This is a genomic window from Amycolatopsis azurea DSM 43854, from assembly GCF_001995215.1.
GTDB classification, from domain to species: domain Bacteria; phylum Actinomycetota; class Actinomycetes; order Mycobacteriales; family Pseudonocardiaceae; genus Amycolatopsis; species Amycolatopsis azurea.
This window is the reverse complement of record NZ_MUXN01000015.1, coordinates 52,171-75,745: the sequence shown is the minus strand read 5'-3', so window position 1 is coordinate 75,745 and position 23,575 is coordinate 52,171. Positions and strand designations below refer to the sequence as shown.

Genomic DNA, 23,575 nt, shown 5'->3' with positions numbered 1-23,575 from the left:
GAATCAACAGACACCGCCGCTGTACTGCGGCGATAGGACAATCTTAACGTGTTCCCCCGGCCGCGTGGGCGCGGTGCCGCCGCACGCTCTCCTCGACCAGGTCGAGGACGGGACCGAGATCGTCGCCGGGCTGGCCCATCGCGAGGTGGGAGACGAGTCCTTCGAGGACCAGTTCGAGGTACGCGGTCAGGACGTCGACATCGACGTCGTCGCGCAGGATCCCGGCGTCGCGCTGGCGCAGCAGACGGCGGCGGGTCGCGGCGGTCAGCTGGTGGGACCGCTCGGCCCAGCGGGCGCGGAACTCGGGGTCGGTGCGCAGCCGCCGGGAGACCTCCAGCCGCGTGCCGAGCCAGTCGGCGGGATGCTCGCTGCGGTTCGACAGCAGTTCGCGCATCACCTGGACGAGGCCCTGTTCGGCGACGATGTCCGCCATGCGGACCGCGTCGTCCTCGGCCAGGGCCAGGAAGAGGGACTCCTTGTCCCGGAAATGGTGGAAGATCGCGCCGCGGGAAAGGCCGGTCGCTTCCTCCAGACGCCTGACGGTGGCACCCTCGTAGCCGTAGCGTGCGAAGCACACGCGGGAGCCGTCGAGGATCTGGCGCCGGCGTGCGTCGAGGTGATCCTGGCTGACCCGTGGCATCCTGGAATCCTGTCACCGGGAACCCGGTTATTGCAATCCGTACGTACGTACTGTGACCAGTTCGCGCGGTGATTGGTCCGTCCGGGAACCGGGCGGCCGCGAAACACGTCCGATCACTCGGCCGGATCGGCTGACACGCCGTCGGCAGCTTGGCTACTCTTTGTCCATCACGGTGAGTGAGTGCTGAGGGGAAGGTACGGGCGTGAACATCATCGACAACGCCGCGAGCGCGATCAAGGCCGTCTGGGGTGACCTCACCACGCCGAAGGAACCGACCGTTTACGGCGGTGGGGGCGGCGGTGGCGGCGGGTTCGAGATGAGCCCGGAGGAGCTGAAGACCGTCATCGGGCTCTGGGAAGACGAGCTGAAGAAGGTCAACGACGACGGTGACAAGATCGACATGATCGTCGCTGACCTGATGCCGCCGGGTCAGGACGAGGCCAGCTCCAGCTACGTCGACTCGGGTATCGAATCCCTGCTTGGCCTGCAAAAGCAGAACGAGTCGATGAGGGTCTACATCGAGGGCTACATCGCGAAGCTCGAAGTGGCCCGTTCGAAGACCATGGCCACCGATCAGGCCAACACCATGCGCACGACCTGAGGATGCCGAACGTGTTGAGGAATCGCGCCGCGGTCGCGGCGCTCGTGCTCGTTTCCGTCGCTGTCGCGGGTTGCACAGGGGAGACTCCCGGTACGGCTACGCCGACTCCGGGAACGTCGGCGTCGTCGGGTTCGTCCGCCGCGCCTGATGACCCCAGTGTTCCGAAGGTGACGACTCCGCTGGACGCCTCGGCGTACACCGGTGACGTGTGCAAGCTGCTTCCCGCCGCCGCAGCGGCGGAACTGGGGTTCACCGCGCCCGGCGAAGCGAAGAGCGAAGGCAGCAATCCCGGTTGCAGCTGGCAGATCCGCGGCAAGGCCGACAGCCTGCTGATCATCCTCGGCAGCGGGAACCGCGAAAAGGGCATGGGCGGTATCGCCGGCCTGCACAAGGCCAAGAAAGCCGGGCAACTGAGGTTCCTTGAGCCCGGCCCTGAAGTCGACGGCTATCCGACCGTCTACTACGGAATCCAGGACAGGCGAGCGAGCGGTAACTGCGACCTCGCGGTGGGCGTCGCCGACGATCTGACGATCAGCACCCTCGCCAAGGGCTACGACAACGAACAGGATTCGTGCGGGAAGGCGCAGCAACTCGCGTCGGCCGTGATCAAGACACTCAAGGGGGCATGAGGGTGGACGGCAAGCAGATCTACGAGAACTTCACCCAGGGCGACACCCGTAACCTGCGCAGCGCGGCCGACCGCGTCGCGGAACTCTCGGATGCCTATGTCGAGCGCGGTATGGCCATCAAGGGGCTGCAGTCGCGGATGGCGTCGTCCTGGACGGGTTCCGCCGCGGACGCGGCGAACGCCGGCGCGGGCCCGCTGGAGCAGGCCTTCAAGGAGACAGCGGATCCGCTGTTCACCACGAAGGCCTCGGTCATGGCACAGGCCGACAGCTTCGACGATTCCGGGCAGACCGTCGTCCCGGTGCCCCCGAAGCCGGACAAGCCCAACCCCTGGACCACCGGCCTCAAGGGCGCGATCCCGATCGCCGGGCCGTTCATGGTCAACAACGACATCAAGAACTACCAGGAAGGCGTCGCGAAGCACGAGGCGGCGAACCAGAACAACGTCCGCGTGATGGACCAGTACGACTCGGTCACCAGCAGCACGCGCTCCAGCCTGCCGACCGACTACGGCGTGCTGAAGAACGACGGCGCGAACGTCAGCGTCAAGGTCGGCGGCGGTCCGCCGCCGATCAAGCCGCCGCCCGTCCTCCCGCCGGTGAAGCCGGGTCGCAACGGTGGCGGGGACGACAACGACGGCACCGACACCAGCGGCACGGACAGCACCGGGACCGACCGGAACAAGCCGGGCGGCGACCACAACCAGACCAAGCCGGGCTCGACCGACGATCGTCCGGTGAACCCGAAGGATCGGCCGGTCCCCCCGGAGATCACGAACCCCACGAGGAAGCCGGGCCCGGGGGACACCACGCTCCCGTCCGGCGGCGGCCGCGGCAGGCCCGGTGGCGGGACCACGGAGATCCCGGGCCGGAACACCGGACGCGGCAATGGAAACGGCGACCTGGAAGACGTCGTCGGCCTCACCAACGGGCTCAACCAGAACTACGGCCCCGGTGGCGGCGGTCCCAACCAGCCCGGTGGCGGCGGCGGACGTAACGTCCCCGGTCCCAACAGTGCCGCGGGCAGGCTTCTCGGCGGCGAAGGCGGCACCGGCGGCCGCGCGGGCGGTCCCGGCGGAACCGGTTCCGGCGGTCTCGGCGGTGGCCGGGGCTCCGGTATGGGTGGCCTCGGCGGCGGCATGGGTGGCGCCGACCACCTGGCCGGTGGCCGTGGCGCGGCGGGCCGCGGCGGCGGTCAGATGGGCCCGATGGGGGCAGGCGGCAGGCGCGCCGACGGTGAAGAGGACGACGAGCACCAGCGTCCCGACTACCTGATCGAGGCCGACCCCGACGCGATCTTCGGCACCGACCAGCGCACCAGCCCGCCGGTCATCGGCGAGTAGCGGATGACCGTCAGAACAGGCCGGGTGGACGTCCCGGTCGAAGCCTTGGCCGTGCTCGCCGAACGTGAACGCGTCGGCGACCTGCACATCACGCTGCGTCCCGAACCGCGCTGGCTGTCCAGGACGGCCCGCGCGGAGGCGGACAAGCGAGTGGAAGCCGCGTTGGCGCAAGCCGGGCTGCTGGACTCGAGCGGCCGCGCGTCGGTCGACTTCCTGGACTGGCTCCCGGTGCTCACGAAACCGGCCATCGAGTACTACGGCTGGGTGAACACCGGCGGTGAGACGTACGGCCTCCTCGCCGCCTCGCTGGGCTTGCAGGCGGTGCTGGCGGTGTCGTCCGGCGAGTGGGTCGGCATCCAGGAGATCGACCGGCGGCGGCTGCCCGAAACGCTGATCGAGCAGCTGCCGCCCGTTCCCGCCGGCGGCGGCAGGCTGCGCACGATCCGTGCGTACGAGCTCGAAGAGGCGGCCCGGCGCGGCCCGGACACGCATTCGCTGCCGCCGGTGATCGCCGACATCGTCAGCCTCGTGCAACGGCCGGTCGAGGGGAGCGGTGAGCTCTACGTCGGCAAGCGGGACGAGGTCGGCAGGCACGTGGCCGTCGAGGATCCGCTTCACTACGCCGACACCGACTGGGGCCGGTACCTCAGTTACACGACCGGGCATGGGAACGACGCGGTGGTCCACATCGGACCAGCCGGTCAGGCGGAGCTCGCGGACGCGCTCCGCCACATAACCGGGACTTTAGGGGCCTAGACCGTCACCACTGGAACTCCGCCTGGACGGCGGTCGAGATCGGCTCGAGGTCGCTGACCAGACGGCCGAACTCGTCCGCGTCCAGCGCGTTGTACGGCGCCTCCGCGAGCCGGTCGGTCAACGCCTCGACGCGTTCTTTCGCGGACCGGCCGGCGGTGGTGAGCCAGCCGTCGGTCCCGATGAGACCCCGTTCGCGCATACCGTCGATGACCGCGGTCAGCTGCGCGGCCGGGAGATGGCTTACCCGGCCGAACTCGTACGCGGGCATGTCGATGGACAGAGCATGGAGGACGTGGGCCTCGGTGCCGCCGATACCCTCGGCCACCAGAGCGACGATGTGGCCGTCGCCGCGATGCTCGCGCACCAGCGTGGCCGCGTGCCACAGCCGGGCGAGAGGTTCTTGCGGCACCGGGACCGTGCGGAGGGCGGCGAAGAGGGCACGTCCCTCCACAGGCGCGCTGGTGGCGGCTTTCAGCAGGAGGTCGGCGGCGCGCTCGACACCCGGGCCGTCGGCGAGGTCACCGAGGATGCGCCGTAGCCCCGCGACGCATCCCCGCTTACGGGCGGCCAGCGCGGCCTCGGGCGTGGTCAGCTCCCAGACCTTCGGGAGGTGGCGCGCCACCTCGCCCGGGGCGAAGTTGTAGAACACCGCGTGGATCACCTCGGCGGGCACCGATCGGCCGAACGGCGCGGCGCGTCCGGCGAAGTAGGCGTCCCACTGGTTGCGCAGGCCGAGCGCGATCAGGGCCTGGTCCGACTCGTCGGCGAGATAGGGCACCAGACCCAGCGGCTCGATCAGGTCGTACATGCGGCGGGCAACGGGTTCCGGGTGCGACATCTCATCCCCTGTGGCTTGTGGCGGCGCTCTCGTGGCGGCTGCTCACCCTCTCCACGAACGGCTCGTGCCGGATCCGACACCCGGGCTTCGAAAGATTTCGGCGGCGGCCGCGTGCTCGGTACAGCGGGTCGTGAGTGGCAAGTCGTGTTCTGACCCCACTTGCCACTCACGACCACCCCGGCCCACCGCTCACCCCGCGCGACAAACCCCGCGCGCCGGAGGACCCGTCACCGCTATTGTGACAGCGCTGTTGTATTTCTGGCTGGTCTGGGAGGACGAGAACGTGACACGGCTGTATCCGGAAATCGAACCGTACGACCACGGGATGCTCGACGTCGGCGACGGGCACCTCGTGTACTGGGAGGTCTGCGGGAACCCCGACGGCAAACCCGCCGTCACGCTGCACGGTGGCCCGGGAACCGGCTGTAGCGCCGGTCTGCGCCGCTACTTCGACCCGGCCAAGTACCGCGTGGTGCTGTTCGACCAGCGGGGCTGCGGCCGGAGCACACCGCACGCGGGTGAGCCCGAGGCCGACCTCTCGGCGAACACCACCGACCACCTGGTCGCCGACATGGAGCGGCTCCGCGAGCATCTGGGCATCGAGAAGTGGCTGCTCTTCGGCGGTTCCTGGGGCTCGGTGCTCGCACTGGTCTACGCCGAGCGGCATCCGGACCGCGTCTCGGAGATGGTCCTGATGGGCCTGGCCACCGGGCGCCGGAGCGAGACCGACCTGCTCACCCGCGGTCTCGGAGGTGTCTTCCCCGACGCTTGGGCCAAGTTCCGCGAGGGTGTTCCCGAGGAGGACCGCGACGGCGACCTGGCGGCGGCGTACCTCAAGCTGCTGATGGATCCGGATCCCGCGGTGCACGAGAAGGCGGCCGCCGACTGGTGTGCCTGGGAGGACGCGATCATCCCGACTTCCCCGCCGTACAAGAGCTTCGAGACACCGAAGTTCCGGCTGGCGTTCGCCCGGCTCGTCACGCACTACTGGAGCCAAGGGTCCTTTTTGGACGAAGGCGTGGTCCTGCGGGAGGCCAAGACGCTGGCCCACATCCCGGCGGTGCTCGCCGAGGGCTGCCTGGACCTGAGCAATCTCATCGGTACCCCGTGGGAACTGGCGCACGCGTGGCCGGGCAGCGAGCTGGTCGTCATCGACGAGGTCGGGCACAGCACCCAGGACGAGCCGATGCGCGAAGTCCTCATCGGCGCCACCGACCGCTTCGCCTCCTGAAGCACCGAATCCCAAGTCCGTGAAGGCCTCCTTGAGGGACCCAGGGTCCCTCAAGGAGGCCTTCACGGAACGAGTAGGTGGTCGTGGGCAAAAGCGTCAGGGAATGACCAGCACGGGGGCGGACTCGGGGGTGGTGGCCGCGTCCGAACGGGTGGTTTCGGCCAGCCGCAGGCCGGTGGTGCGCGGAGCGATCCGGTCGAGGTTCCACGAACTCAGCAGCAGCGCCACCTTCGCCCGCATCTCCGTCCGCAGTCGCTGGAACGAGTCGGCGGGATCGGCGCCGACCTCGCCGAGCAGAAGCCACCAGGCCCACGCCGCCGCGCCCGCGTTGGCGACGAAGTCCGGGATCACCGGGATGCCACGGGCGGCGAGGCCCGCCTCGGCGTCGGGGGTGGTCGCCGCGTTGGCCGCCTCGATGACGACCTTCGCCCTGACCATGCCCTGGTTCCCGGCGCGCAGCGCGTAGGAGATCGCCGCCGGGACGAAGATGTCGGCGTCCGTCGAGACGATCTCGTCACGGGGGAGCAGCCGGACGTCGGCGGGGAGCCGGCCGCGGTCGATCTCGCCGTACTCGTCACGCAGGTCCAGCAGCGCGGGGATGTCGAGGCCTTCGGGCCGGTACAGCGTCCCGGCCGCGTCGGCGACCGCGACGACCTTCATCCCGGCCTCGTGCAGGTACCAGGCCGCGCCGCCGCCCATCGTGCCGATGCCCTGGATGGCGACCGTCGTCTTCTCGGCGGGCCACTCCCACGCGTCGGCGACCCCGAGGCAGGCCTGTGCGACGCCGTAGCCGCCGATGACGTCGCCGAGCAGGAGCCCGCCGGGGACCGGGGTGCTCAACCCGGCCTGCACGCGGCGAAGGGTGTGCGCCGGATCGGCCGAACGGCGGATCGCGGCGTGGTACGACTGCTCGAGCCCCAGTTTCGCGAACACCTCGTCGATCAGGTGCTGCGGTACGCCGAGATCCTCGGCGGTCACCCAGTGGTTGTCGATCCACGGCCGCAGGAACGCGCAGAACCGTTCCAGCACACCGAAAGCGCGGTCGTCCTTCGGGTCGAAGTCGATACCGCCCTTGGCCCCGCCGACCGGCAGGCCGAAGGTCGCGGTCTTGTTCGCCATCCCCCTCGCCAGGTCCTCGACCTCCGTCATCGTGCAGCCCGCGCGCATCCTGGTCCCGCCGGTCGCGATGCCGGAGACCAGGCTGTGCACAACGAGAAAGCCGGTGGCACCGGTGACGGGGTCGGTCCAGATGAGCCTCATCAGCGGTTCGGCGTTCCTCGCGGCCATGCGGCCACCTCCTTCGGGGATTCGGGGTCGTCCTGCGCCACTTCCGAGGGTGCGCCCTGCCGGGGGCGGGCGTCCATTTACCGAATCTGAACGATGATGTGCAGAGAAACTGGTGTAACGCGTCACCCGGCATCCGCGACCGCACCCGATTACGTTGGGGGCATGGAGCTTTCGTTGCACCGCCTCCGGATGCTTCGCGAACTGAGCCGGCGCGGCACCGTCACGGCCGCGGCGGCGTCGCTGCATTACACCGCTTCGGCTGTTTCGCAGCAGCTGGCGCAGCTGGAGCGGGACGTGGGCGCGAAGCTGTTCGAGAGATTCGGCAGACGAGTGCAGCTGACCGAACTGGGGTTGTTGCTCACCGAACACGCCGAGGAGATCCTGGGGTCGGTCGAACGGGCGACGCTGGCCCTAGAGGAGGCACAGGAGACCGTTTCGGTCCGGCTCATGGCCGGGGTGTGGGCGTCGGTCGCTTCGGGACTGCTGCCGCATGCGCTCACCACACTGGCGGGTGCGCATCCGGGGATCCAGGTCCGGACCCGCGAGCTGGCGCCCGAGGACACCGCCGACGCCGTCCGCGACGGCGAACTGGACCTTTCGTTCGTGATCGACTACTCCGACGCGCCGATGCCGTGGGACGCCGGACTGGAGCGCGCGGTGATCGCGGTCGAACGGCTGCACGCCGCGGTGCCCGCCGGCGCCGTTCCGGCAGGCAGCGCGTCCCTGCCCGAATTGGCCGAGCATCCCTGGATCCTCGCCAGCCCGAAGAGTCACTTCGGTCGCGCGGTGCGCACCGCGTGTCACCGCCACGGGTTCGAACCCAAGATCAACCACGAGGTCGAGGAGCAGTCGACGGCGATGGCGATGGTCCGGGCGGGGCTCGGGGTGACCCTCGTTTCGGATCTCGGGCTCGGTCTCCGTCCTCCCGGGATCGACGTCGTCGCGTTGACCACACCATTGCTCCGAACGGTTTCGATCGCCTACCGGACGACGACGTCACGGCGCCCGGCCCTGCAGCTGGTCATCGGGGCGGTCCGGGACGCCGCCGTGGCACTGGGCCTGGGAACCGAGGCCGCTTTGCCCTGATTCGTCCGGTCCTAAGAGGTGGTCCGCCGATCCTGCCCGGCAAGAACGCACCTGAATTTGTCGGACCCCGCGTGTAGCGTCCGAAGTCAAGGTTTCTCAGGTATCGGACAACCGACTGGACGACGGAAAGATGACTACTGTTCATGATTTCCCCGAGAAGTCCGGGAGCGCGTCGAACGCGACGGCGAAGGTCCTGTCGGACCGCGCCGAGGGTGAGGCGTACGTGGCTTCCGTGTGCTTCAAGCACGGGCCGCCGAGACTTCTCGGCGTGGAGCTGGAATTCACCGTGCACTACGCCGACGAGCCCGCCCGGCCCCTCGATCCCGACGATCTCGCCACCGCGCTCGGCCCGCACACCCCGCGGACACTGCGCCCCGACAGCCCCGCCCTCCCGCTTCCGGCAGGTTCACCGCTGAGCCTCGAGCCCGGATGCCAGGTGGAGATCTCCGCTCAACCCCAGACCACACTGCGTCACCTGGACGCCGTCGTCTCGGCCGATCTGGCCCACCTCGAAACCCTTCTCGCCGCCCAAGGCCTGTTCCTGGGAGACACCGGGATAGACAGGTATCGGGCCCCCGTCCGCAAACTGGGCACACCCCGCTACGCCGCGATGGAACGCCGCTTCGCCCCGATGGGCGCCGGGGGCGCGACGATGATGTGCAGCACCGCGGGCCTGCAGGTCTGTGTGGACACCGGCGAGGCGGGCGATCTGGCCGACCGCTGGGCCGCCGTCCACGCGCTCGGCCCGCCCTTGCTCGCCACCTTCGCCAACTCCCGGATCCACGCCGGACGCGACACCGGCCACGCGTCCGCGCGCTGGCTGGCCGTGATGGACACCGAAAGGGTCCGCACCCGGTCGGCGGAACCGACCAAGGATCCGGCGGGGGAGTGGGCGAGCAGGATCCTGGACACCCCGCTGATGGTCCTTCCCGGCGGCGACGGCCGCTGGGACGCGCCCGATTCCCTGACCTTCGCCGACTGGATCGACGGGCGGGGCGAGGGCGCCGGACTCGGCAGGCCGACCGAGGACGATCTGGCCTATCACCTGACGACCTTCTTCACCCCGGTCCGTCCACAGGGGTACCTGGAGATCCGTTACCTGGACGCCCAGCCCGCCGCCCGGTGGCTGCACCCGGTGGCCCTGCTGGCCGCACTGCTCGCGCGCCCGTCCACAGTGGACAAGGTGCTCGAGCTGTGCGAACCGGTACTGGGCAGATGGGAGTGCGCGGCCCGGTTCGGCCTCGCCGACCGGACGATCGCCACCGTCGCGAGGAAGGTGGTGGACCTCGGTTGCGCCGAACTCGGCACGACCGGTCTGCCGCCGGAGACCATCACCGAGATCAGCGAGGGCGTGCAGTCCCTCGTGCGGGGTTCGAGGAGCCGGCAGTCATGAGCGTGGAAAGCACCGAGACCAACCCGCTTCGCGCGCTGAGCCCGCAAGACCTGCGGGCTCACGCCGCCGAGGCACTCACCAGGGCGCGCGAGCGCAGTGTCGCGCTGACCGACGTCGACGACGAAGACCTGGTCCGCCAGCATTCGAAACTGATGTCGCCGCTGGTCTGGGACCTCGCGCACATCGGCAGCCAGGAAGAGCTCTGGCTGGTCCGCGACGTCGGCGGGCGCGAGGCGCTCCGGCCGGACATCGACGACATCTACGACGCGTTCCAGCACGCCCGCGCGGACCGCCCGGAGCTGCCACTGCTGAGCCCGGAGGAAGCACGCAAATACGTCCGGGAGGTCAGGGAGAAATCCTTCGACATCCTGGAAAAGGTTCCGCTGCAAGGCAGGCGGCTCACCGAGGACGCCTTCGCCTTCGGCATGATCACCCAGCACGAGCAGCAGCACGACGAGACGATGCTGGCCACCCACCAGCTCCGCAAGGGCGATCCGGTGCTGCACGCGCCCGCTCCGCCGCCGTCGCGATCCGGACGCCTGCTCGCCGAGGTGTTCGTGCCCGGCGGTGCCTTCACCATGGGCACCTCCGCCGAACCGTGGGCGCTGGACAACGAGCGCCCGGCGCACGAGGTCGCGGTGGAGGCGTTCTTCATCGACACCACGCCGGTCACCTGCGGGGCGTACATCGAGTTCCTCGACTCCGGAGGCTATGAGGACCCGAAGTGGTGGAGTGAACGCGGCTGGGCGTACCGCAGCGAGCGCGGCATCCACGCGCCGCGTTTCTGGAACCGCGAACAGGACGGCTGGTGGCGCACGCGGTTCGGCGTCCACGAGAAGGTGCCCGCGGGGGAACCCGTCGTCCACGTCTCCTTCCACGAGGCCGAGGCGTACGCCGCCTGGGCGGGCCGTCGGCTGCCGACGGAACCGGAATGGGAGAAGGCCGCCAGGTTCGACCCGGCGACCGGCCGTTCACGCCGGTTCCCTTGGGGTGACGAGGAACCCAGGCCCGAGCACGCCAACCTCGGGCAGCGGCACCTTCGGCCCGCCGAGGTCGGCGCGTACCCGGCCGGTGTCTCACCGCTGGGCGTGCACCAGCTGATCGGCGACGTCTGGGAGTGGACCAGCAGCGGATTCGAGGCATATCCGGGATTCACCGCGTTTCCGTACAAGGAGTACTCGGAGGTGTTCTTCGGCGGCGATTACCGGATCCTGCGCGGTGGCTCGTTCGGCACGGACGCGGCGGCCATCCGCGGTACGTTCCGCAACTGGGACCATCCGATCCGGCGGCAGATCTTCTCCGGGTTCCGCTGTGCCCGGGACGCACGACCTGGCGAGGTGGCCTGAGCGGCATGTGCCGTCATCTCGCGTATCTCGGCGAGCCGCGTTCGCCCGCCGAGACGCTTTTTCACGCCCCTCATTCGCTGCTTGTGCAGTCCTACGCCCCGGCCGACATGCGCGGGGGCGGTTCGGTCAACGCGGACGGGTACGGCCTCGGCTGGTACGCCGAGGCCCCCGATCCGCTGCGGCTGCGCCGGTCCGCTCCCTTGTGGACGGACGGGGATCTGCCCGCGCTGGCCGGTTCGGTGCGGTCACCCGCCTTCATGGCGGCGGTTCGCAACGGCACGACAGGGATGCCGGTGGTCGAGGCGGCGAACGCCCCGTTCACCGGCGGCGGCTATCTCTTCAGCCACAACGGGGTGGTGAGGGGCTGGCCGGATTCGGTGGCCGAACTCGCCGCCGAACTGCCGATCACCCGCCTCCTGACCATGGAGGCGACCACGGATTCTGTGCTGCTGTGGGCTTTGCTGCGTGAGCGGCTCGAAGCGGGGGAAGACCCGCTCGCGGCCGTCACGTGGCTGACCGGGGCGGTCGAGGAGGCCGCGCCGGGCTCACGGCTCAACTTCCTGCTGACCGAAGGCCGGACACTCATCGGCACGGCGTGGACGCATTCACTGTCCTATCGGGACATCGGCGGAGGTGTGCTCGTCGCGTCGGAACCGTGCGACGACGACCCCGGCTGGATCCCCGTTCCCGACCACCACGCCGTCCGGGTCACCGGCGAAGGCGTGCGAATCCTTCCCCTCGAAGCCGATCGGAGCCCTGAGGCACGATGACCGAAGTGGATCTCGACGTACACCACAGCGAGTCGGACATCACCGAACAGCTGCGCGCGGACGTCCGCGCCGGCCTGGAAGCGGACCAGAAGTGGTTGCCGCCCAAGTGGTTCTACGACGCGCGCGGCAGCGAACTGTTCGAGAAGATCACCGCCCTTCCCGAGTACTACCCGACTCGCAGCGAACGGGAGGTGCTCGCCGCGCGCGGCGGCGGGATAGCGGAGAGCTCCGGCGCGCACACCCTGGTCGAGCTCGGTTCCGGGTCCAGCGAGAAGACCCGGCTCCTGCTCGACGCGCTCACGAGCCACGGCACGTTGAAGGAGTTCGTGCCGCTCGATGTCTCGGAGTCCGCGCTCGCCGAAGCGGCGGAAGCCATCACGGCCGACTACCCGTCACTCGAGGTCCGTGGTGTGGTCGGCGACTTCACCCGGCATCTCGACCTGCTGCCGGGTGACCGGCCGCGGCTGGTGGTCTTCCTCGGCGGCACGATCGGGAACTTCCTCCCCGCCGACCGTGCCGTGTTCCTGCGCTCTGTCCGGGAAGTACTCGACGAAGGGGAATGGCTCCTTCTCGGGACAGACCTGGTGAAGGACCGGGAGACCCTCGAACGCGCCTACGACGACGCGGCCGGGATCACCGCCGAGTTCAACCGCAACGTGCTCCACGTGATCAACAACAGCCTGGGCGCGAACTTCGATCCGGCCGCCTTCGACCACGTCGCGTATTGGGACGAGGAGAACGAATGGATCGAAATGCGCCTGCGAGCCCGTGAAGCCTTGACCGTCGACATCCCGGGTGCCGACCTGCAGGTCAAGTTCGACGCGGGCGAACACGTGCGCACCGAGATCTCCGCCAAGTTCCGGCGGGAGGGGATCGCCGCGGAACTGGCCGAAACGGGTTTCGCGGTCGAGCAATGGTGGACGGACTCGGCGTCGCGGTTCGGGGTGAGCCTGGCAAGATCTGTCCGTGACTAACCCCTTCACCTCGCTCGCCCGCGTGCTCGGCACCAAACCGTGGCTGATGGGGCTCGCGGGCGGGATCATCTGGGTGGACAAGAGACTCCACCGGCTGTTCAAGGGGAAGGTGAGCCTGGTCGCGCTGGCCGGGCTCCCTTCCCTGCGGCTGACCACGACGGGCCGCAAGAGCGGCCTGCCCCGTAGTACCAACCTTTTGTACTTCCCGCACGATGAGGACTTCGTGCTCGTCGGCTCCAATTGGGGGAGGCCGAACGATCCCGCGTGGACACACAACCTGCGTTCGGAACCCGCGGCGGTCGTCGCGCTCGCGGGAAAGGAAATCCCGGTCAGGGCCAGGGAACTGCTCGGCGACGAGTACGAGGCGATGTGGAAGCTGCTGCTGGAGTTCTGGCCCGGTTACTCCATGGAGGCCGACGCCGCTCGCCGTGTGTTACCGATTTTCGAGTTAAAGACAACCACTCGATAGGTTCGTACCATCCTTTCGGCCGGTGACTGGGTTACCGGCTTGTGCGAGGCTCGCTTGGTGTTACGCGCCGTGACGTCGGCGGCGCATCGTGCGACGTGGTCTCTCACGTCGCCAGCCGAGGGAGGAGTCGTTTTGCCGAGATCCACAAGGAGGCCGGTGCGCGGTTTCGCACTGGTAGGGGCACTCGTGGCCGGCGCCGCGTTGACCGGTGCGTCCGGGACGGCGGTCGCCGCTCCGGAAGCCGGGACGTCCGCCGCCCAGGTCGGCGTGACCGCGCCGGTGGCCTGGGGTGCCTGCACGGCGGACCAGCTCCGCGGTGTTCCCGCCGATCAGGTCAAGTTCTACAGCTGCGCGCGGTATCGAGTGCCGATCGACCACGACAACGCGGCCCTCGGCACCATCGACATCGCGATGCTGAAGCGGGCGGCGAAGACGCCCGACAAGAAGGTCGGTTCGCTGTTCCTCAACCCGGGCGGTCCCGGCGGCTCCGGGTTCCGGATGCCGATCGGCGGGGCGAACTACTTCCAGCCGCAGGTGCTCGACCGGTTCGACCTGATCGGGTTCGACCCGCGCGGGGTCGGGGCCAGCAACCCGCTCAAATGCTTCACCACGCAGGAGGACGCGAACGACGTCTTCGCCGCGCAGATCCCCGTGCCGCTGTCACGGCAGGAGATCTCCGGCACGCTGGCGTCCTACCGTGACTACGGCCAGTTCTGCAAGAACAACGCGGGCGCGCTGCTGAATCACATGTCCACCAAGGACGTCGTGCGCGACCTCGACAAGATGCGGGCCGCGGTCGGTGACCAGAAGCTGACCTTCGTCGGCTTCTCGTACGGGACCCTGATCGGGTCGACGTACACGTCGATGTTCCCGAAGCAGAGCCGCGCGATCGTCATCGACGGCAACGTCGACCCGGCACTGCGCACCAGCGACGGCGTGCAGTACGACCGTGAGCGGGCCCGCGGGTTCGAGATCTCGCTGGACGGTTTCCTGACCAAGTGCGCGCAGGTCGGCCCGAAGTGCTCGTTCAGCTCGGGCACGCCGCGGGAGAAGTTCGACGAGATCCGCGATTACCTGCGTCAGCAGCCGATCAAACTGCCGGACGGCAGCAGCTACGACATCAACGCGTTCACCAGCACGGTTTCCGGTGTGCTGTACTCGCCGACGTCGTTCCCGCCGCTGGCCGACGACCTGCAGGCGCTGTACAACGTCGTCCACCCGCCGGCGGCACAGACGCAGGCAGCGCAGGCCGTGGAGCTGAAGGTGCTGCGGTCGGGAGCGAACGGGCGCGCGGACGCGAACCCGGACAGCCCGTACGTCGGCGACGACTCCTACTTCGCCGTGAACTGCTCGGACAAGAAGATCACGGTCAAACAGGAGAAGGTGCCCGAGATCGCCGCGAAGTGGGAGAAGGAATCGCCCACCTTCGGTCGTTACCAGGCGTTCTCGGACGTGGCGGGCTGCCCGGTGTGGCCCGCGAAGAAGCCGGATGTCTACCGCGGCCCGTGGCAGGCCAAGACCGACACCCCGGTGCTGGTCATCGGCAACTACTACGACCCGGCGACCCAGTATCTGTTCGCGAAGCGGATGGCCGGCGAGCTGGGCAACGCCCGGCTGCTCTCGGTCGACGCCTTCGGGCACTGCATCCTGGGTGACTCGCTCGGGGTGGACAAGGCCACGGCCGACTACCTGATCGACCTGAAGGTCCCGGCCAACGGTCAGGTGTTCCAGCCGAACGTCCAGCCGTTCGAAACCACCGCCTGAAACCAAGGCACGTAACCACGAAGGCCACCGTCTCGGCGGTGGCCTTCGTGGCGTTTCGGGACCGGTCCCGAGCAACCGGCGCTAGGTTTTCCGCGGGGAGGGCCGGATGCCCCGGGGTGAGGTCTTCGCCCTGGTCATCCGGGTGGGTGACCAGGGCACCGGCTGACACCGCCGGTGCACCTGGCACCCCTCGGCTTCAGACGTCGACGCTCGCGTAGGCGTCCAACCCGTAGTTCGTGGCGTACGCGTTCTCGACCCCGACCAGCAGGTCGACGATTTCGAAGTAGCGGTCCCAGAACGGCGTCTCGCGCAGCGCTTCGATGAGCAGCTGGTACGAGTGGTGGTCCTCGGCCTCCCACACCCACACGTCGGTCACTCGCGCGGAGTAGAACTCGGTGTCGAAGAACCGGGACCGGACTCCCTTCACCTTGCTCTCGATCGCCGGGAGGACCTCGGTCTTGAAGGACTCCACGCGCTGCTCGACGGTGAGGCCGAGCCATTCGGGGGTGGTCTTGACCAGCATGAAGGCGGTCACTTCGGACATGGTGTTCCTTCCTTTCAGGCGTAGGCGCCGGCTTCGATGTCCTCGACCAGGGTCGGTCCGAACGGGGCCCACTTGAGCAGTTCGCGGGTGCGCTCGCTGGAGGCGGGCATATCCGTCGCGAAGAACCGTGCGACGAACCCGAAGTGCTCGGCGGCCTTCTCCGGCGCGACGGACGCCACCGGCAAGTCGAGTTTCCGCCCGACGGCTTCGGCGATTTCCTTGGTGGTGACGGCTTCCTCGGCGACGGCGTGGAGCAGAGTGCCGGTGGGTGCGCCTTCCATTCCGAGCCGGACCAGCCTGGCCGCGTCGGTGCGGTGGATCGCCGCCCAGGTCGTGGTCCCTTCGCCGATGTAGCCGGAGACGCCGTGCTTGCGGGCGGCCGCGACGAGCCCGGCGACGAAACCGTGGTCGCCGACGCCGTGGACCGAAGGCGCGAAGCGGGCGCTGATCACCCGCATGCCCTTTTCGGCGTATTCGAGAGCGAGGTTCTCCGCGCCGCCGCGATGCGAGTCGGGGCCGACGGCGGGGGAGAGGTCGGTCTCGACGGCGGGGCGTCCGGTCGCCAGGGTCGAAAGCCCGGCCGCGAGCACGAAGGCCCGGCCCGTCCCGGTCAGCGTGTCCGCGAAGGTCTGGACGGCGGCGCGCTCGGCCCGGTTGGACTCGGCGGGGTTGGCCCAGTCGTGCTTGTTCGCAAGGTGGATGACGGCCTCGGCTTCCTCGGCACCCGCGCGGAGGCCGTCGAGATCGTCCAGGTCGCCGCGGCGGACCCGGGCGCCCTTCCGCTCCAGCGTGGCCGCGGAGGCGTCCGAGCGCGCGAGGCCGGTGACCTCGTGGCCGGCGTCGAGCAGCTCGTCCACGACGGCCGAGCCGATCCAGCCGGTCGCTCCGGTGACGAATACGTGCATGGGAATTACTCCTTCTACTTGGTGTTGCGGGAAAGGCGTGATTGCAGGACGACGAGCGCCCCGAGGACGAGCACACTCACGCCGATGACCCGCAGGGCCGTGCTCGTACTGGTGACGAACGCGGAAATCACTTCAGGCGTGCGGCCGGGTGCCGTGGCGAGGGCCTGCGCCACGGTGTGCGGATCGTGGGCCGCGCGGACGTCGGCGGGCAGCGCCGCGACGAACTGTCCGGTGAGGACGGTGCCGATCACCGCGACGCCCAGCGCGCTGCCGAACTCACGGGTGGTGGCCTGGAGCCCGGCCCCGACACCGGCCTGGGCGGGCGGCAGTGAGCCGGAGATCGCGGCGGACAGCGTCGGAAGGGCCAGCGTGACACCGATGCCGGTCACCACGAGCCAGGCCGCGTAGACCGGATACGGCGTCGAAGCGTCGTTCGTGGACAGTCCCAGGAGGCCGCAACCGCAGAAGACGAACGCGATGGCGACGGTGGCGTCGACGCCGATTCGCTGGACCAGCTTGCCCACGTGCCGCGCGCCGAGGATGACCGGAACGGTCAGCGGGATGATCCCGAGCCCGGTCAACAGCACGCCGAATCCCTTGCCGTATTGCAGGAAGGACGCGTTGACGTAGAACAGCGCGAACATCCCGAAGAAGATCGCGGTCATGCCGAGACAGGCGCTGCGCAGCGCGGGCACCCGGAACAACCGGGGATCGAGCAGCGGATGCTCGGCTTTCAGCTCCACGAACGTCCACACGGCGAAGAGCACGACCGAGCCGGCGAACCCGATCAGGACGATCGGGCTGCCCCAACCCTTTTCGGGCCCTTCGACGATGCCGAGCAGCAAGGCGACCGACGCGCCGACGAGCAGGACGGCGCCGAGCGGGCTGAGCGGACGGTCGTGCCGCGGCGACACCGGCGCGATGCGGGCGACGAGAGCGGCGAGCACCAGTGAGAGCGGGATGGCGGCGGCGAACAGCCAGCGCCACGACCCGCCGGACAGCACCGCGCCGCCGCCGACGTTCCCGACGACACCACCGATCCCGGTCATCGACGCCCAGGTCGCGATCGTCACGCCCTTGCGCTCGGCGGGCACGGCGTGCAGCAGGACGGCGAGGGTGTTGGGCAGCACGGCGGCGGCCCCGATCCCGGTGATCGCCCGGCCCGCCAGCAGGAAGGGCACGTTCGGCGCGATCGTCGACAGCAGCGCGCCGACCGCGAACAGCGCCAGGCCGGTGAGCAGGACGCCCTTGCGGCCGAAGCGATCGCCCGCGGCGCCACCGGGGATCACCAGACAGGCGAAGAAAACGACGTAGGTGTCGACGATCCAGATCAGCGCCGACGCGGACGGGTGGAGGTCGCTCGCGGCCAGCATCGGCACGGCGAGGTTGATCGCGGCGACCATCCCGACCACGAGCACGACACAGGCGCACATGGCGGCCAGCAGGCCATTTCGCGAGACCGGGCGGCTCGCCGTGGCCGCGGGATCGTCGCGGAGTTGGAGTCGGAGTGGCATGTCCGCAAAGCTATTGACCAGCCTGGTCTTCGCGCCACGCAACTTTGACAAAGACTAGTTGCGTACGATGCAACTATGGCCGACCAGCTGGATCTCAACCTTCTCCGGGTGTTCGACGCGTTGCTGCGGGAAGGCAGCGTGACGGCGGCCGCCGAGCGGCTGCACCTGTCGATCCCGGCGGCGAGCCGGGCACTGGGCCGGTTGCGGCGGGCGATGGGGGACCCGATCCTGGTGCGCGCCGGCCGGGGGATGGTGCCGACGCCGTTCGCGCTCCGGACCGCGCCGCGCGTGCGGTCACTGCTCGACGAGGCGTCCGCTCTGATCAGCGCCGACCGCGACCTGGCGATCGGCGATCTTGAACGCACCTTCACGATCCGCATCAACGACGGCGTCGCCGCGACATTGACGACTGCCGCCGTCGAAGCGACCGCCGCAGTCGCGCCGGGCGTTGTCCTGCGCTTCGTGGCCGAAGGCAGTGAGAGCACCGAAGCGTTGCGGGACGGCTCGGTGGATCTGGACATCGGCGCGGGCGACGTCACCGCTCCCGACATCCGCTCGATGCCGCTGTACCGCGAACGGGTGGTCGGGATCGTCCGGGCGGACGGTCCGCTCGGCGGCACCCGGCGCCCGACGCTGGCTCAGCTTTGCCGCTATCCCCACGTCTCCGCTTCCCGGCGCGGCCGGGGCAGGGGACCGCTCGACGACGTGCTCGAAGCGGCCGGTCTTCAGCGCCGGGTCGCGGCGGTCGTCCCCACGTCCGCCGTCGCCGCTTTCCTGGTCTCGTCGAGCGACTACATCGGGCTCGTACCCTCGCGGCTCGCCGAGCAGTACGGCCGGTCGCTCGGCATCCGCTGGTTCCCGATTCCCGCGGATCTTCCGGAGATCGAAGTCTGCCTGCTCTGGCACGCGCGGCTCGACGCCGATCCGGCCCAGCGCTGGCTGCGCGACACGATCCGCGACGCGTTCGACTCGTGAGTGGCCCGTCACTTACCGGACGACACGTGTGATCCGATGGACGACACGCGTGACTGGACGGACGACACGCGCACGGCCAAGTCCTGTCGCGAGTCGAGGTGTGAGCCCGTCCACGCGCGGGGTGGCCGGACGGCGGTCCGGTGGTACAGTCCCGAAGGTTGATCAACACCGATCGAGTACGAAAGCGAGGTGAGCGGCACATGCCGGAAGACAGTTCTGGAACGACCGGACGTGGTCGCCGTTCACCCGTGTGCGCGGTGCGCTGACCTTCTCCGGTCTTCTTTCCCTGTCTGGCCTTGTGTACGCACGCCAGAAAAGAGCCGGAATCATGAACACCTTCGAAATGCTGCTCAGGGTCGGCACCGGCGTCGGCCTCGGCGCCGTCATCGGCATCGAGCGCCAGTACCGCGCCCGGATGGCCGGACTCCGCACCAACGCCCTCGTCGCCGTCGGCGCCACCCTCTTCGTCCTGTTGTCCGCCCACGGGTTCGGCGGGCTGAACACCAGTGGCGACGCGGACCCGACGCGGGTCGCCGCGCAGATCGTCTCCGGGATCGGTTTCCTCGGTGCCGGAGTGATTCTGCGGGACGGGCTGAACGTGCGCGGGCTCAACACCGCCGCCACGCTGTGGTGCTCGGCGGCCGTCGGATCCCTTGCGGGAGCGGGACTTTACGTCGTCGCGCTCGCCGGGACCGGGGTGATCGTCGGGGTCAACGTGCTGCTGCGCCCGCTCGGCCGCGTCGTCGACCGGCGCCCGGAGAACCGGGACGAGTGCTCGGAGCAGGAAGAGCCCGTCTAGCAGTCCAGGAAATCCAGCAATATCCGCGAAAAGTCGGCGGGCTTCTCCAGGTTGATCATGTGCGCGACCCCGGGGACGACGAGTTTCCGGGCGTCGCGTGCCTCGCTTTCGAGCTGGTCGGCGATGGCGAGGATGTCCGAGGAATCCAGATCGCCCACCAGCGTCAACGTGCGCGGCGTCAGCTCCCTGACCCGTTCGACGGCCCGCAGTTCGTCCATCAGCACGAAGCCGCTGCCTGAGTGCCGGGTGATCGTGTCCGTGTACATCTCCCGGCACCGGCGCCGGACATTCTGATCGACGTCTTCCGGAGCACGCCGGGGGCCGTCCACCCACATCCGCAGGACACACTCGATGGCGGCGGGCAGATCACCTCTGGCGCCCGCCTCCTCGAGTTTCTTGTTCTGCTCCAAGACGAAAGGATCCTTCGTCACCATCGCGCCGAGCCCGGTCGCCACGAGGACCAGGTTCTCGACGAGGTCCGGGTAGGTCAGCGCGAAGTCGACCGCGATGCGCCCGCCGCCGGATAACCCGACCAGCGTGGCGCAGGGGAGTTCCAGCGCGGTCAGCAGCGAACGGAGGTCCTCGTAATGCTTGAAGCGCTGCGTCGGCGTCGAGGACTCGCCGTGTCCGCGCGCGTCGTACCGGATGGCGGTGTGGTGCCGTTCGAGCGCCGTCATCTCGGCGTCCCACATCCGGGAATCGAGCATGCCGCCGTGCAGCAGGACGACGGGATCGCCCGCGCCCCGGATCTCGTACGCCAGTTCGCCGTTCTCGACCTGAATCCGACCGTGGGCCATACGGCCACGCTACCGAAAAACGACGAAGGCCCCTTTCCCCAAAGTGCGGGGAAAGGGGCCTTCGGGTGTGCTGCTTACGCCTGGGTCATCTTCCGCAGGACGTACTGCAGGATGCCGCCGTTGCGGTAGTAGTCCGCCTCACCCGGGGTGTCGATGCGGACGTCCGCGTCGAACTCCACCTTGGTGCCGTCGGTCTTCGTCGCGGTGACGTGGACCGTGCGCGGGGTCTCGCCGTCGTTCAGCTTCGTGATGCCCGAGATGTCGAACGTCTCGGTGCCGTCGAGGCCGAGCGACGAGGCCGACTCGCCCGCCGGGAACTGCAGCGGGATGACGCCCATGCCGATCAGGTTCGACCGGTGGATGCGCTCGAACGATTCGGTGATCACCGCGCGCACGCCCAGCAGGCGCGTGCCCTTGGCCGCCCAGTCACGCGACGATCCGGAGCCGTACTCCTTGCCGCCGAGGACGACCAGCGGGATGTCCTGCGCCGCGTAGTTCTGCGCCGCGTCGTAGATGAACGACTGCGGGGCGTCGTCCTGGGTGAAGTCGCGGGTGTAGCCGCCCTGCACGTCGTCCAGCAGCTGGTTGCGCAGCCGGATGTTCGCGAAGGTGCCGCGGATCATGACCTCGTGGTTACCGCGGCGCGAGCCGTAGGAGTTGAAGTCCTTCTTCTCCACACCGTGCTCGGTCAGGTACTGCGCGGCCGGGGTGCCCGGCTTGATCGCGCCGGCCGGGGAGATGTGGTCGGTGGTGACCGAGTCGCCCAGCTTCGCCAGCACGCGCGCGCCGGAGATGTCGGTGACCGCCGACGGCTCCGCCTGCATGCCCTCGAAGTACGGGGGCTTCCGGACGTAGGTGGACTCCGCGTCCCAGTCGAAGGTCTTGCCCTCGGGGGTCGGCAGCGACTTCCACCGCTCGCCACCGTCGAAGACGTCGGCGTAGTCCTTGGTGAACATCTCCTGCGTGATCGCGTAGTCGATGGTCTCCTGGATCTCCTTGGCCGACGGCCAGATGTCCTTCAGGAAGACGTCGCTGCCGTCGGTGTCCTGGCCGAGCGGCTGGTTCTCGAAGTCGAAGTCCATCGTGCCGGCGAGCGCGTAGGCGATGACCAGCGGCGGCGACGCGAGGTAGTTCATCTTCACGTCGGGGTTGATCCGGCCTTCGAAGTTCCGGTTGCCCGAGAGCACCGAAACCGCGGTGAGGTCGTTCTCCTGGATCGCGGCGGAGATCTCGTCCGACAGCGGGCCGGAGTTGCCGATGCAGGTGGTGCAGCCGTAGCCGACCAGGTGGTAGCCCAGCTTCTCCAGGTACGGCCACAGGTTGGCCTTGGTGTAGTAGTCGGTGACGACCTGCGAACCCGGCGCCATCGAGGTCTTGACCCACGGCTTGACCGCGAGGCCCTTGTCGACCGCGTTCCGCGCGAGCAGCGCCGCGCCGAGCATGACCGACGGGTTGGAGGTGTTGGTGCAGGAGGTGATCGAGGCGATCACCACGGCACCGTGGTCGAGGATGAACTCGCCGCGGTCCGACGTGCTGACCTTGACCGGGTTGGTCGGGCGGCCGCTGTGGCCGTTCGCCGCCGACTGGAGCTCGACCGCGTCCTCGTCCTTGAAGGAGAGGGCGGCGGGGTCGCTGGCCGGGAAGGTCTCCTCGACGGTCTCGTCCACGTTGGTGTGCGGGACCTGCTCGCCGCCGACGTAGTCGTGGATCGACTTGCGGAACGAGTTCTTCGCGTCGGTGAGCTCGATGCGGTCCTGCGGGCGCTTCGGGCCGGCGATCGACGGGACGACCGTCGACAGGTCCAGCTCGATGTACTCGGAGTACTCCGGCTCGTGCGACGGGTCGTGCCAGAGGCCCTGCTCCTTGGCGTACGCCTCGACGAGCGCGACCTGCTCCTCGGAGCGGCCGGTGAGCTTGAGGTACCGGACGGTCTCCTCGTCGATCGGGAAGATCGCCGCGGTGGAGCCGAACTCCGGGCTCATGTTGCCGATGGTGGCGCGGTTGGCCAGCGGCACCGCGCCGACGCTCTCGCCGTAGAACTCGACGAACTTGCTGACCACACCGTGCTTGCGCAGCATCTCGGTGATGGTGAGCACGACGTCGGTGGCGGTCACGCCGGTCGGGATCTCGCCGGTGAGCTTGAAGCCCACGACGCGCGGGATGAGCATGGAGACCGGCTGGCCCAGCATGGCCGCCTCGGCCTCGATGCCGCCGACGCCCCAGCCCAGCACGCCGAGGCCGTTGACCATGGTGGTGTGCGAGTCGGTGCCGACGCAGGAGTCGGGGTACGCCTGGCCGTTGCGGGACATCACCGTGCGCGCGAGGTGCTCGATGTTGACCTGGTGCACGATGCCGGTGCCCGGCGGGACGACCTTGAACTCGTCGAAGGCGCCCTGGCCCCAGCGCAGGAACTGGTAGCGCTCGCGGTTGCGCTCGTACTCGATCTCGACGTTGCGCTCGAAGGCGTCGGCGCGGCCGAAGACGTCGATGATGACCGAGTGGTCGATGACCAGCTCGGCGGGGGCGAGGGGGTTGACCTTGTCCGGGTCGCCGCCGAGGTCGGTGACGGCTTCGCGCATGGTGGCGAGGTCGACGACACAGGGCACGCCGGTGAAGTCCTGCATGATCACGCGGGCGGGCGTGAACTGGATCTCGATCGACGGGTCCGCGCTCGCGTCCCAGTTGCCGAGCGCGCGGATGTGGTCGGCGGTGATGTTCGCGCCGTCCTCGGTCCGCAGCAGGTTCTCGAGCAGGATCTTCAGGCTGTAGGGAAGGCGCTTGGAGCCCTCGACCTTGTCCAGGCGGAACACCTCGTAGGAGGCGTCGCCGACCTTCAGCGTGTCTTTGGCGCCGAAGCTGTCCTTGCTGGCAGGTGCTGTCACTTCTTACTCCAGTGGCGGGTCAGTTCGGTGTGGTT

Annotated in this window: 22 protein-coding genes; 14 read left to right on the top strand and 8 right to left on the bottom strand. The window is 69.0% G+C overall.

Annotation, left to right across the window (positions count from 1 at the left end; genetic code table 11):
* Positions 1 to 43 precede the first annotated feature (43 nt).
* Complete coding sequence (locus B0293_RS20315; protein ID WP_005150059.1) at positions 44 to 640, bottom strand: TetR/AcrR family transcriptional regulator; 597 nt, start codon at positions 638 to 640, stop codon at positions 44 to 46.
* A 202-nt stretch (positions 641 to 842) separates the two neighbouring features.
* Between B0293_RS20315 and B0293_RS20310 the strand changes: the two genes are divergently transcribed.
* Genes B0293_RS20310 through B0293_RS20295 form a run of 4 tightly spaced genes read left to right on the top strand, consistent with a single transcriptional unit; the run spans position 843 to position 3,966 of the window.
* Positions 843 to 1,241 carry a hypothetical protein gene (locus tag B0293_RS20310; RefSeq protein WP_005150061.1) on the top strand — a complete coding sequence of 133 codons (399 nt, stop codon included), beginning with the start codon at positions 843 to 845 and terminating at the stop codon, positions 1,239 to 1,241.
* 2 nt (positions 1,242 to 1,243) lie between these two features.
* Positions 1,244 to 1,870, top strand: a complete 627-nt coding sequence (locus B0293_RS20305; RefSeq protein ID WP_039915066.1) for a DUF3558 domain-containing protein — start codon at positions 1,244 to 1,246, stop codon at positions 1,868 to 1,870.
* Complete coding sequence (locus B0293_RS20300) at positions 1,867 to 3,210, top strand: hypothetical protein (protein ID WP_085939568.1); 1,344 nt, start codon at positions 1,867 to 1,869, stop codon at positions 3,208 to 3,210. Before B0293_RS20305 ends, B0293_RS20300 begins: the two co-directional genes overlap by 4 nt.
* Positions 3,211 to 3,234: 24 nt before the next feature.
* Positions 3,235 to 3,966: an ESX secretion-associated protein EspG gene (locus tag B0293_RS20295; RefSeq protein ID WP_077241343.1), complete on the top strand. Its 732-nt coding sequence runs from the start codon at positions 3,235 to 3,237 to the stop codon at positions 3,964 to 3,966.
* A gap of 4 nt (positions 3,967 to 3,970) precedes the next feature.
* Here B0293_RS20295 and B0293_RS20290 read toward each other — a convergent pair whose 3' ends face one another.
* Complete coding sequence (locus B0293_RS20290; protein ID WP_039915070.1) at positions 3,971 to 4,804, bottom strand: SCO6745 family protein; 834 nt, start codon at positions 4,802 to 4,804, stop codon at positions 3,971 to 3,973.
* 238 nt (positions 4,805 to 5,042) lie between these two features.
* Between B0293_RS20290 and pip the strand changes: the two genes are divergently transcribed.
* The gene (gene pip, locus B0293_RS20285) at positions 5,043 to 6,035 is read left to right on the top strand and encodes a prolyl aminopeptidase (RefSeq protein WP_005150073.1); all 993 of its coding nucleotides are present in this window, start codon (positions 5,043 to 5,045) and stop codon (positions 6,033 to 6,035) included.
* Between the two features lie 96 nt (positions 6,036 to 6,131).
* On the opposite strand, the gene B0293_RS20280 is transcribed toward pip, so the two are convergent.
* Positions 6,132 to 7,322, bottom strand: a complete 1,191-nt coding sequence (locus B0293_RS20280; RefSeq protein ID WP_005150075.1) for a Glu/Leu/Phe/Val dehydrogenase dimerization domain-containing protein — start codon at positions 7,320 to 7,322, stop codon at positions 6,132 to 6,134.
* A gap of 162 nt (positions 7,323 to 7,484) precedes the next feature.
* On the opposite strand from B0293_RS20280, the gene B0293_RS20275 reads away from it, so the two are divergent.
* From B0293_RS20275 to B0293_RS20245, 7 genes are all read left to right on the top strand, one after another.
* Positions 7,485 to 8,408, top strand: coding sequence for a LysR family transcriptional regulator (locus B0293_RS20275; RefSeq protein ID WP_005150079.1), 924 nt, complete (start codon positions 7,485 to 7,487; stop codon positions 8,406 to 8,408).
* A 130-nt stretch (positions 8,409 to 8,538) separates the two neighbouring features.
* Positions 8,539 to 9,801 carry a glutamate-cysteine ligase family protein gene (locus B0293_RS20270; RefSeq protein ID WP_005150081.1) on the top strand — a complete coding sequence of 421 codons (1,263 nt, stop codon included), beginning with the start codon at positions 8,539 to 8,541 and terminating at the stop codon, positions 9,799 to 9,801.
* Positions 9,798 to 11,147, top strand: coding sequence for an ergothioneine biosynthesis protein EgtB (egtB, locus tag B0293_RS20265; protein WP_005150083.1), 1,350 nt, complete (start codon positions 9,798 to 9,800; stop codon positions 11,145 to 11,147). Before B0293_RS20270 ends, egtB begins: the two co-directional genes overlap by 4 nt.
* Before the next feature lie 5 nt (positions 11,148 to 11,152).
* Complete coding sequence (gene egtC, locus B0293_RS20260; protein ID WP_005150087.1) at positions 11,153 to 11,917, top strand: ergothioneine biosynthesis protein EgtC; 765 nt, start codon at positions 11,153 to 11,155, stop codon at positions 11,915 to 11,917.
* On the top strand, positions 11,914 to 12,891 hold the full coding sequence (gene egtD / locus B0293_RS20255; protein WP_005150090.1) for an L-histidine N(alpha)-methyltransferase: 978 nt from the start codon (positions 11,914 to 11,916) through the stop codon (positions 12,889 to 12,891). Before egtC ends, egtD begins: the two co-directional genes overlap by 4 nt.
* A gap of 46 nt (positions 12,892 to 12,937) precedes the next feature.
* Positions 12,938 to 13,360 (top strand): nitroreductase family deazaflavin-dependent oxidoreductase, encoded by a 423-nt coding sequence (locus tag B0293_RS20250; RefSeq protein WP_052014240.1) that lies wholly within the window; start codon positions 12,938 to 12,940, stop codon positions 13,358 to 13,360.
* 156 nt (positions 13,361 to 13,516) lie between these two features.
* Positions 13,517 to 15,124: an alpha/beta hydrolase gene (locus tag B0293_RS20245; RefSeq protein WP_005150095.1), complete on the top strand. Its 1,608-nt coding sequence runs from the start codon at positions 13,517 to 13,519 to the stop codon at positions 15,122 to 15,124.
* Positions 15,125 to 15,320: 196 nt separating this feature from the next.
* Here the strand turns inward: B0293_RS20245 and B0293_RS20240 are convergent, their stop codons facing one another.
* The 3 genes from B0293_RS20240 to B0293_RS20230 are packed head-to-tail and all read right to left on the bottom strand — an operon-like array spanning position 15,321 to position 18,006.
* On the bottom strand, positions 15,321 to 15,668 hold the full coding sequence (locus B0293_RS20240; RefSeq protein WP_005150097.1) for a darcynin family protein: 348 nt from the start codon (positions 15,666 to 15,668) through the stop codon (positions 15,321 to 15,323).
* Positions 15,669 to 15,682: 14 nt separating this feature from the next.
* On the bottom strand, positions 15,683 to 16,573 hold the full coding sequence (locus B0293_RS20235; protein WP_005150098.1) for an SDR family oxidoreductase: 891 nt from the start codon (positions 16,571 to 16,573) through the stop codon (positions 15,683 to 15,685).
* 14 nt (positions 16,574 to 16,587) lie between these two features.
* Positions 16,588 to 18,006, bottom strand: coding sequence for an MFS transporter (locus tag B0293_RS20230; protein WP_039915075.1), 1,419 nt, complete (start codon positions 18,004 to 18,006; stop codon positions 16,588 to 16,590).
* A gap of 156 nt (positions 18,007 to 18,162) precedes the next feature.
* Between B0293_RS20230 and B0293_RS20225 the strand changes: the two genes are divergently transcribed.
* Both B0293_RS20225 and B0293_RS20220 read left to right on the top strand, forming a co-directional pair.
* Positions 18,163 to 19,062, top strand: a complete 900-nt coding sequence (locus tag B0293_RS20225; protein WP_005150103.1) for a LysR family transcriptional regulator — start codon at positions 18,163 to 18,165, stop codon at positions 19,060 to 19,062.
* 328 nt (positions 19,063 to 19,390) lie between these two features.
* Positions 19,391 to 19,861 (top strand): MgtC/SapB family protein, encoded by a 471-nt coding sequence (locus tag B0293_RS20220; protein ID WP_005150106.1) that lies wholly within the window; start codon positions 19,391 to 19,393, stop codon positions 19,859 to 19,861.
* Here the strand turns inward: B0293_RS20220 and B0293_RS20215 are convergent.
* Positions 19,858 to 20,658 (bottom strand): alpha/beta fold hydrolase, encoded by an 801-nt coding sequence (locus tag B0293_RS20215; protein ID WP_005150108.1) that lies wholly within the window; start codon positions 20,656 to 20,658, stop codon positions 19,858 to 19,860. The genes B0293_RS20220 and B0293_RS20215 overlap by 4 nt on opposite strands.
* A 74-nt stretch (positions 20,659 to 20,732) precedes the next feature.
* Entirely contained in the window at positions 20,733 to 23,540 is a 2,808-nt protein-coding gene (gene acnA, locus B0293_RS20210; RefSeq protein WP_005150109.1) for an aconitate hydratase AcnA, read from the bottom strand.
* Positions 23,541 to 23,575: the final 35 nt, after the last annotated feature.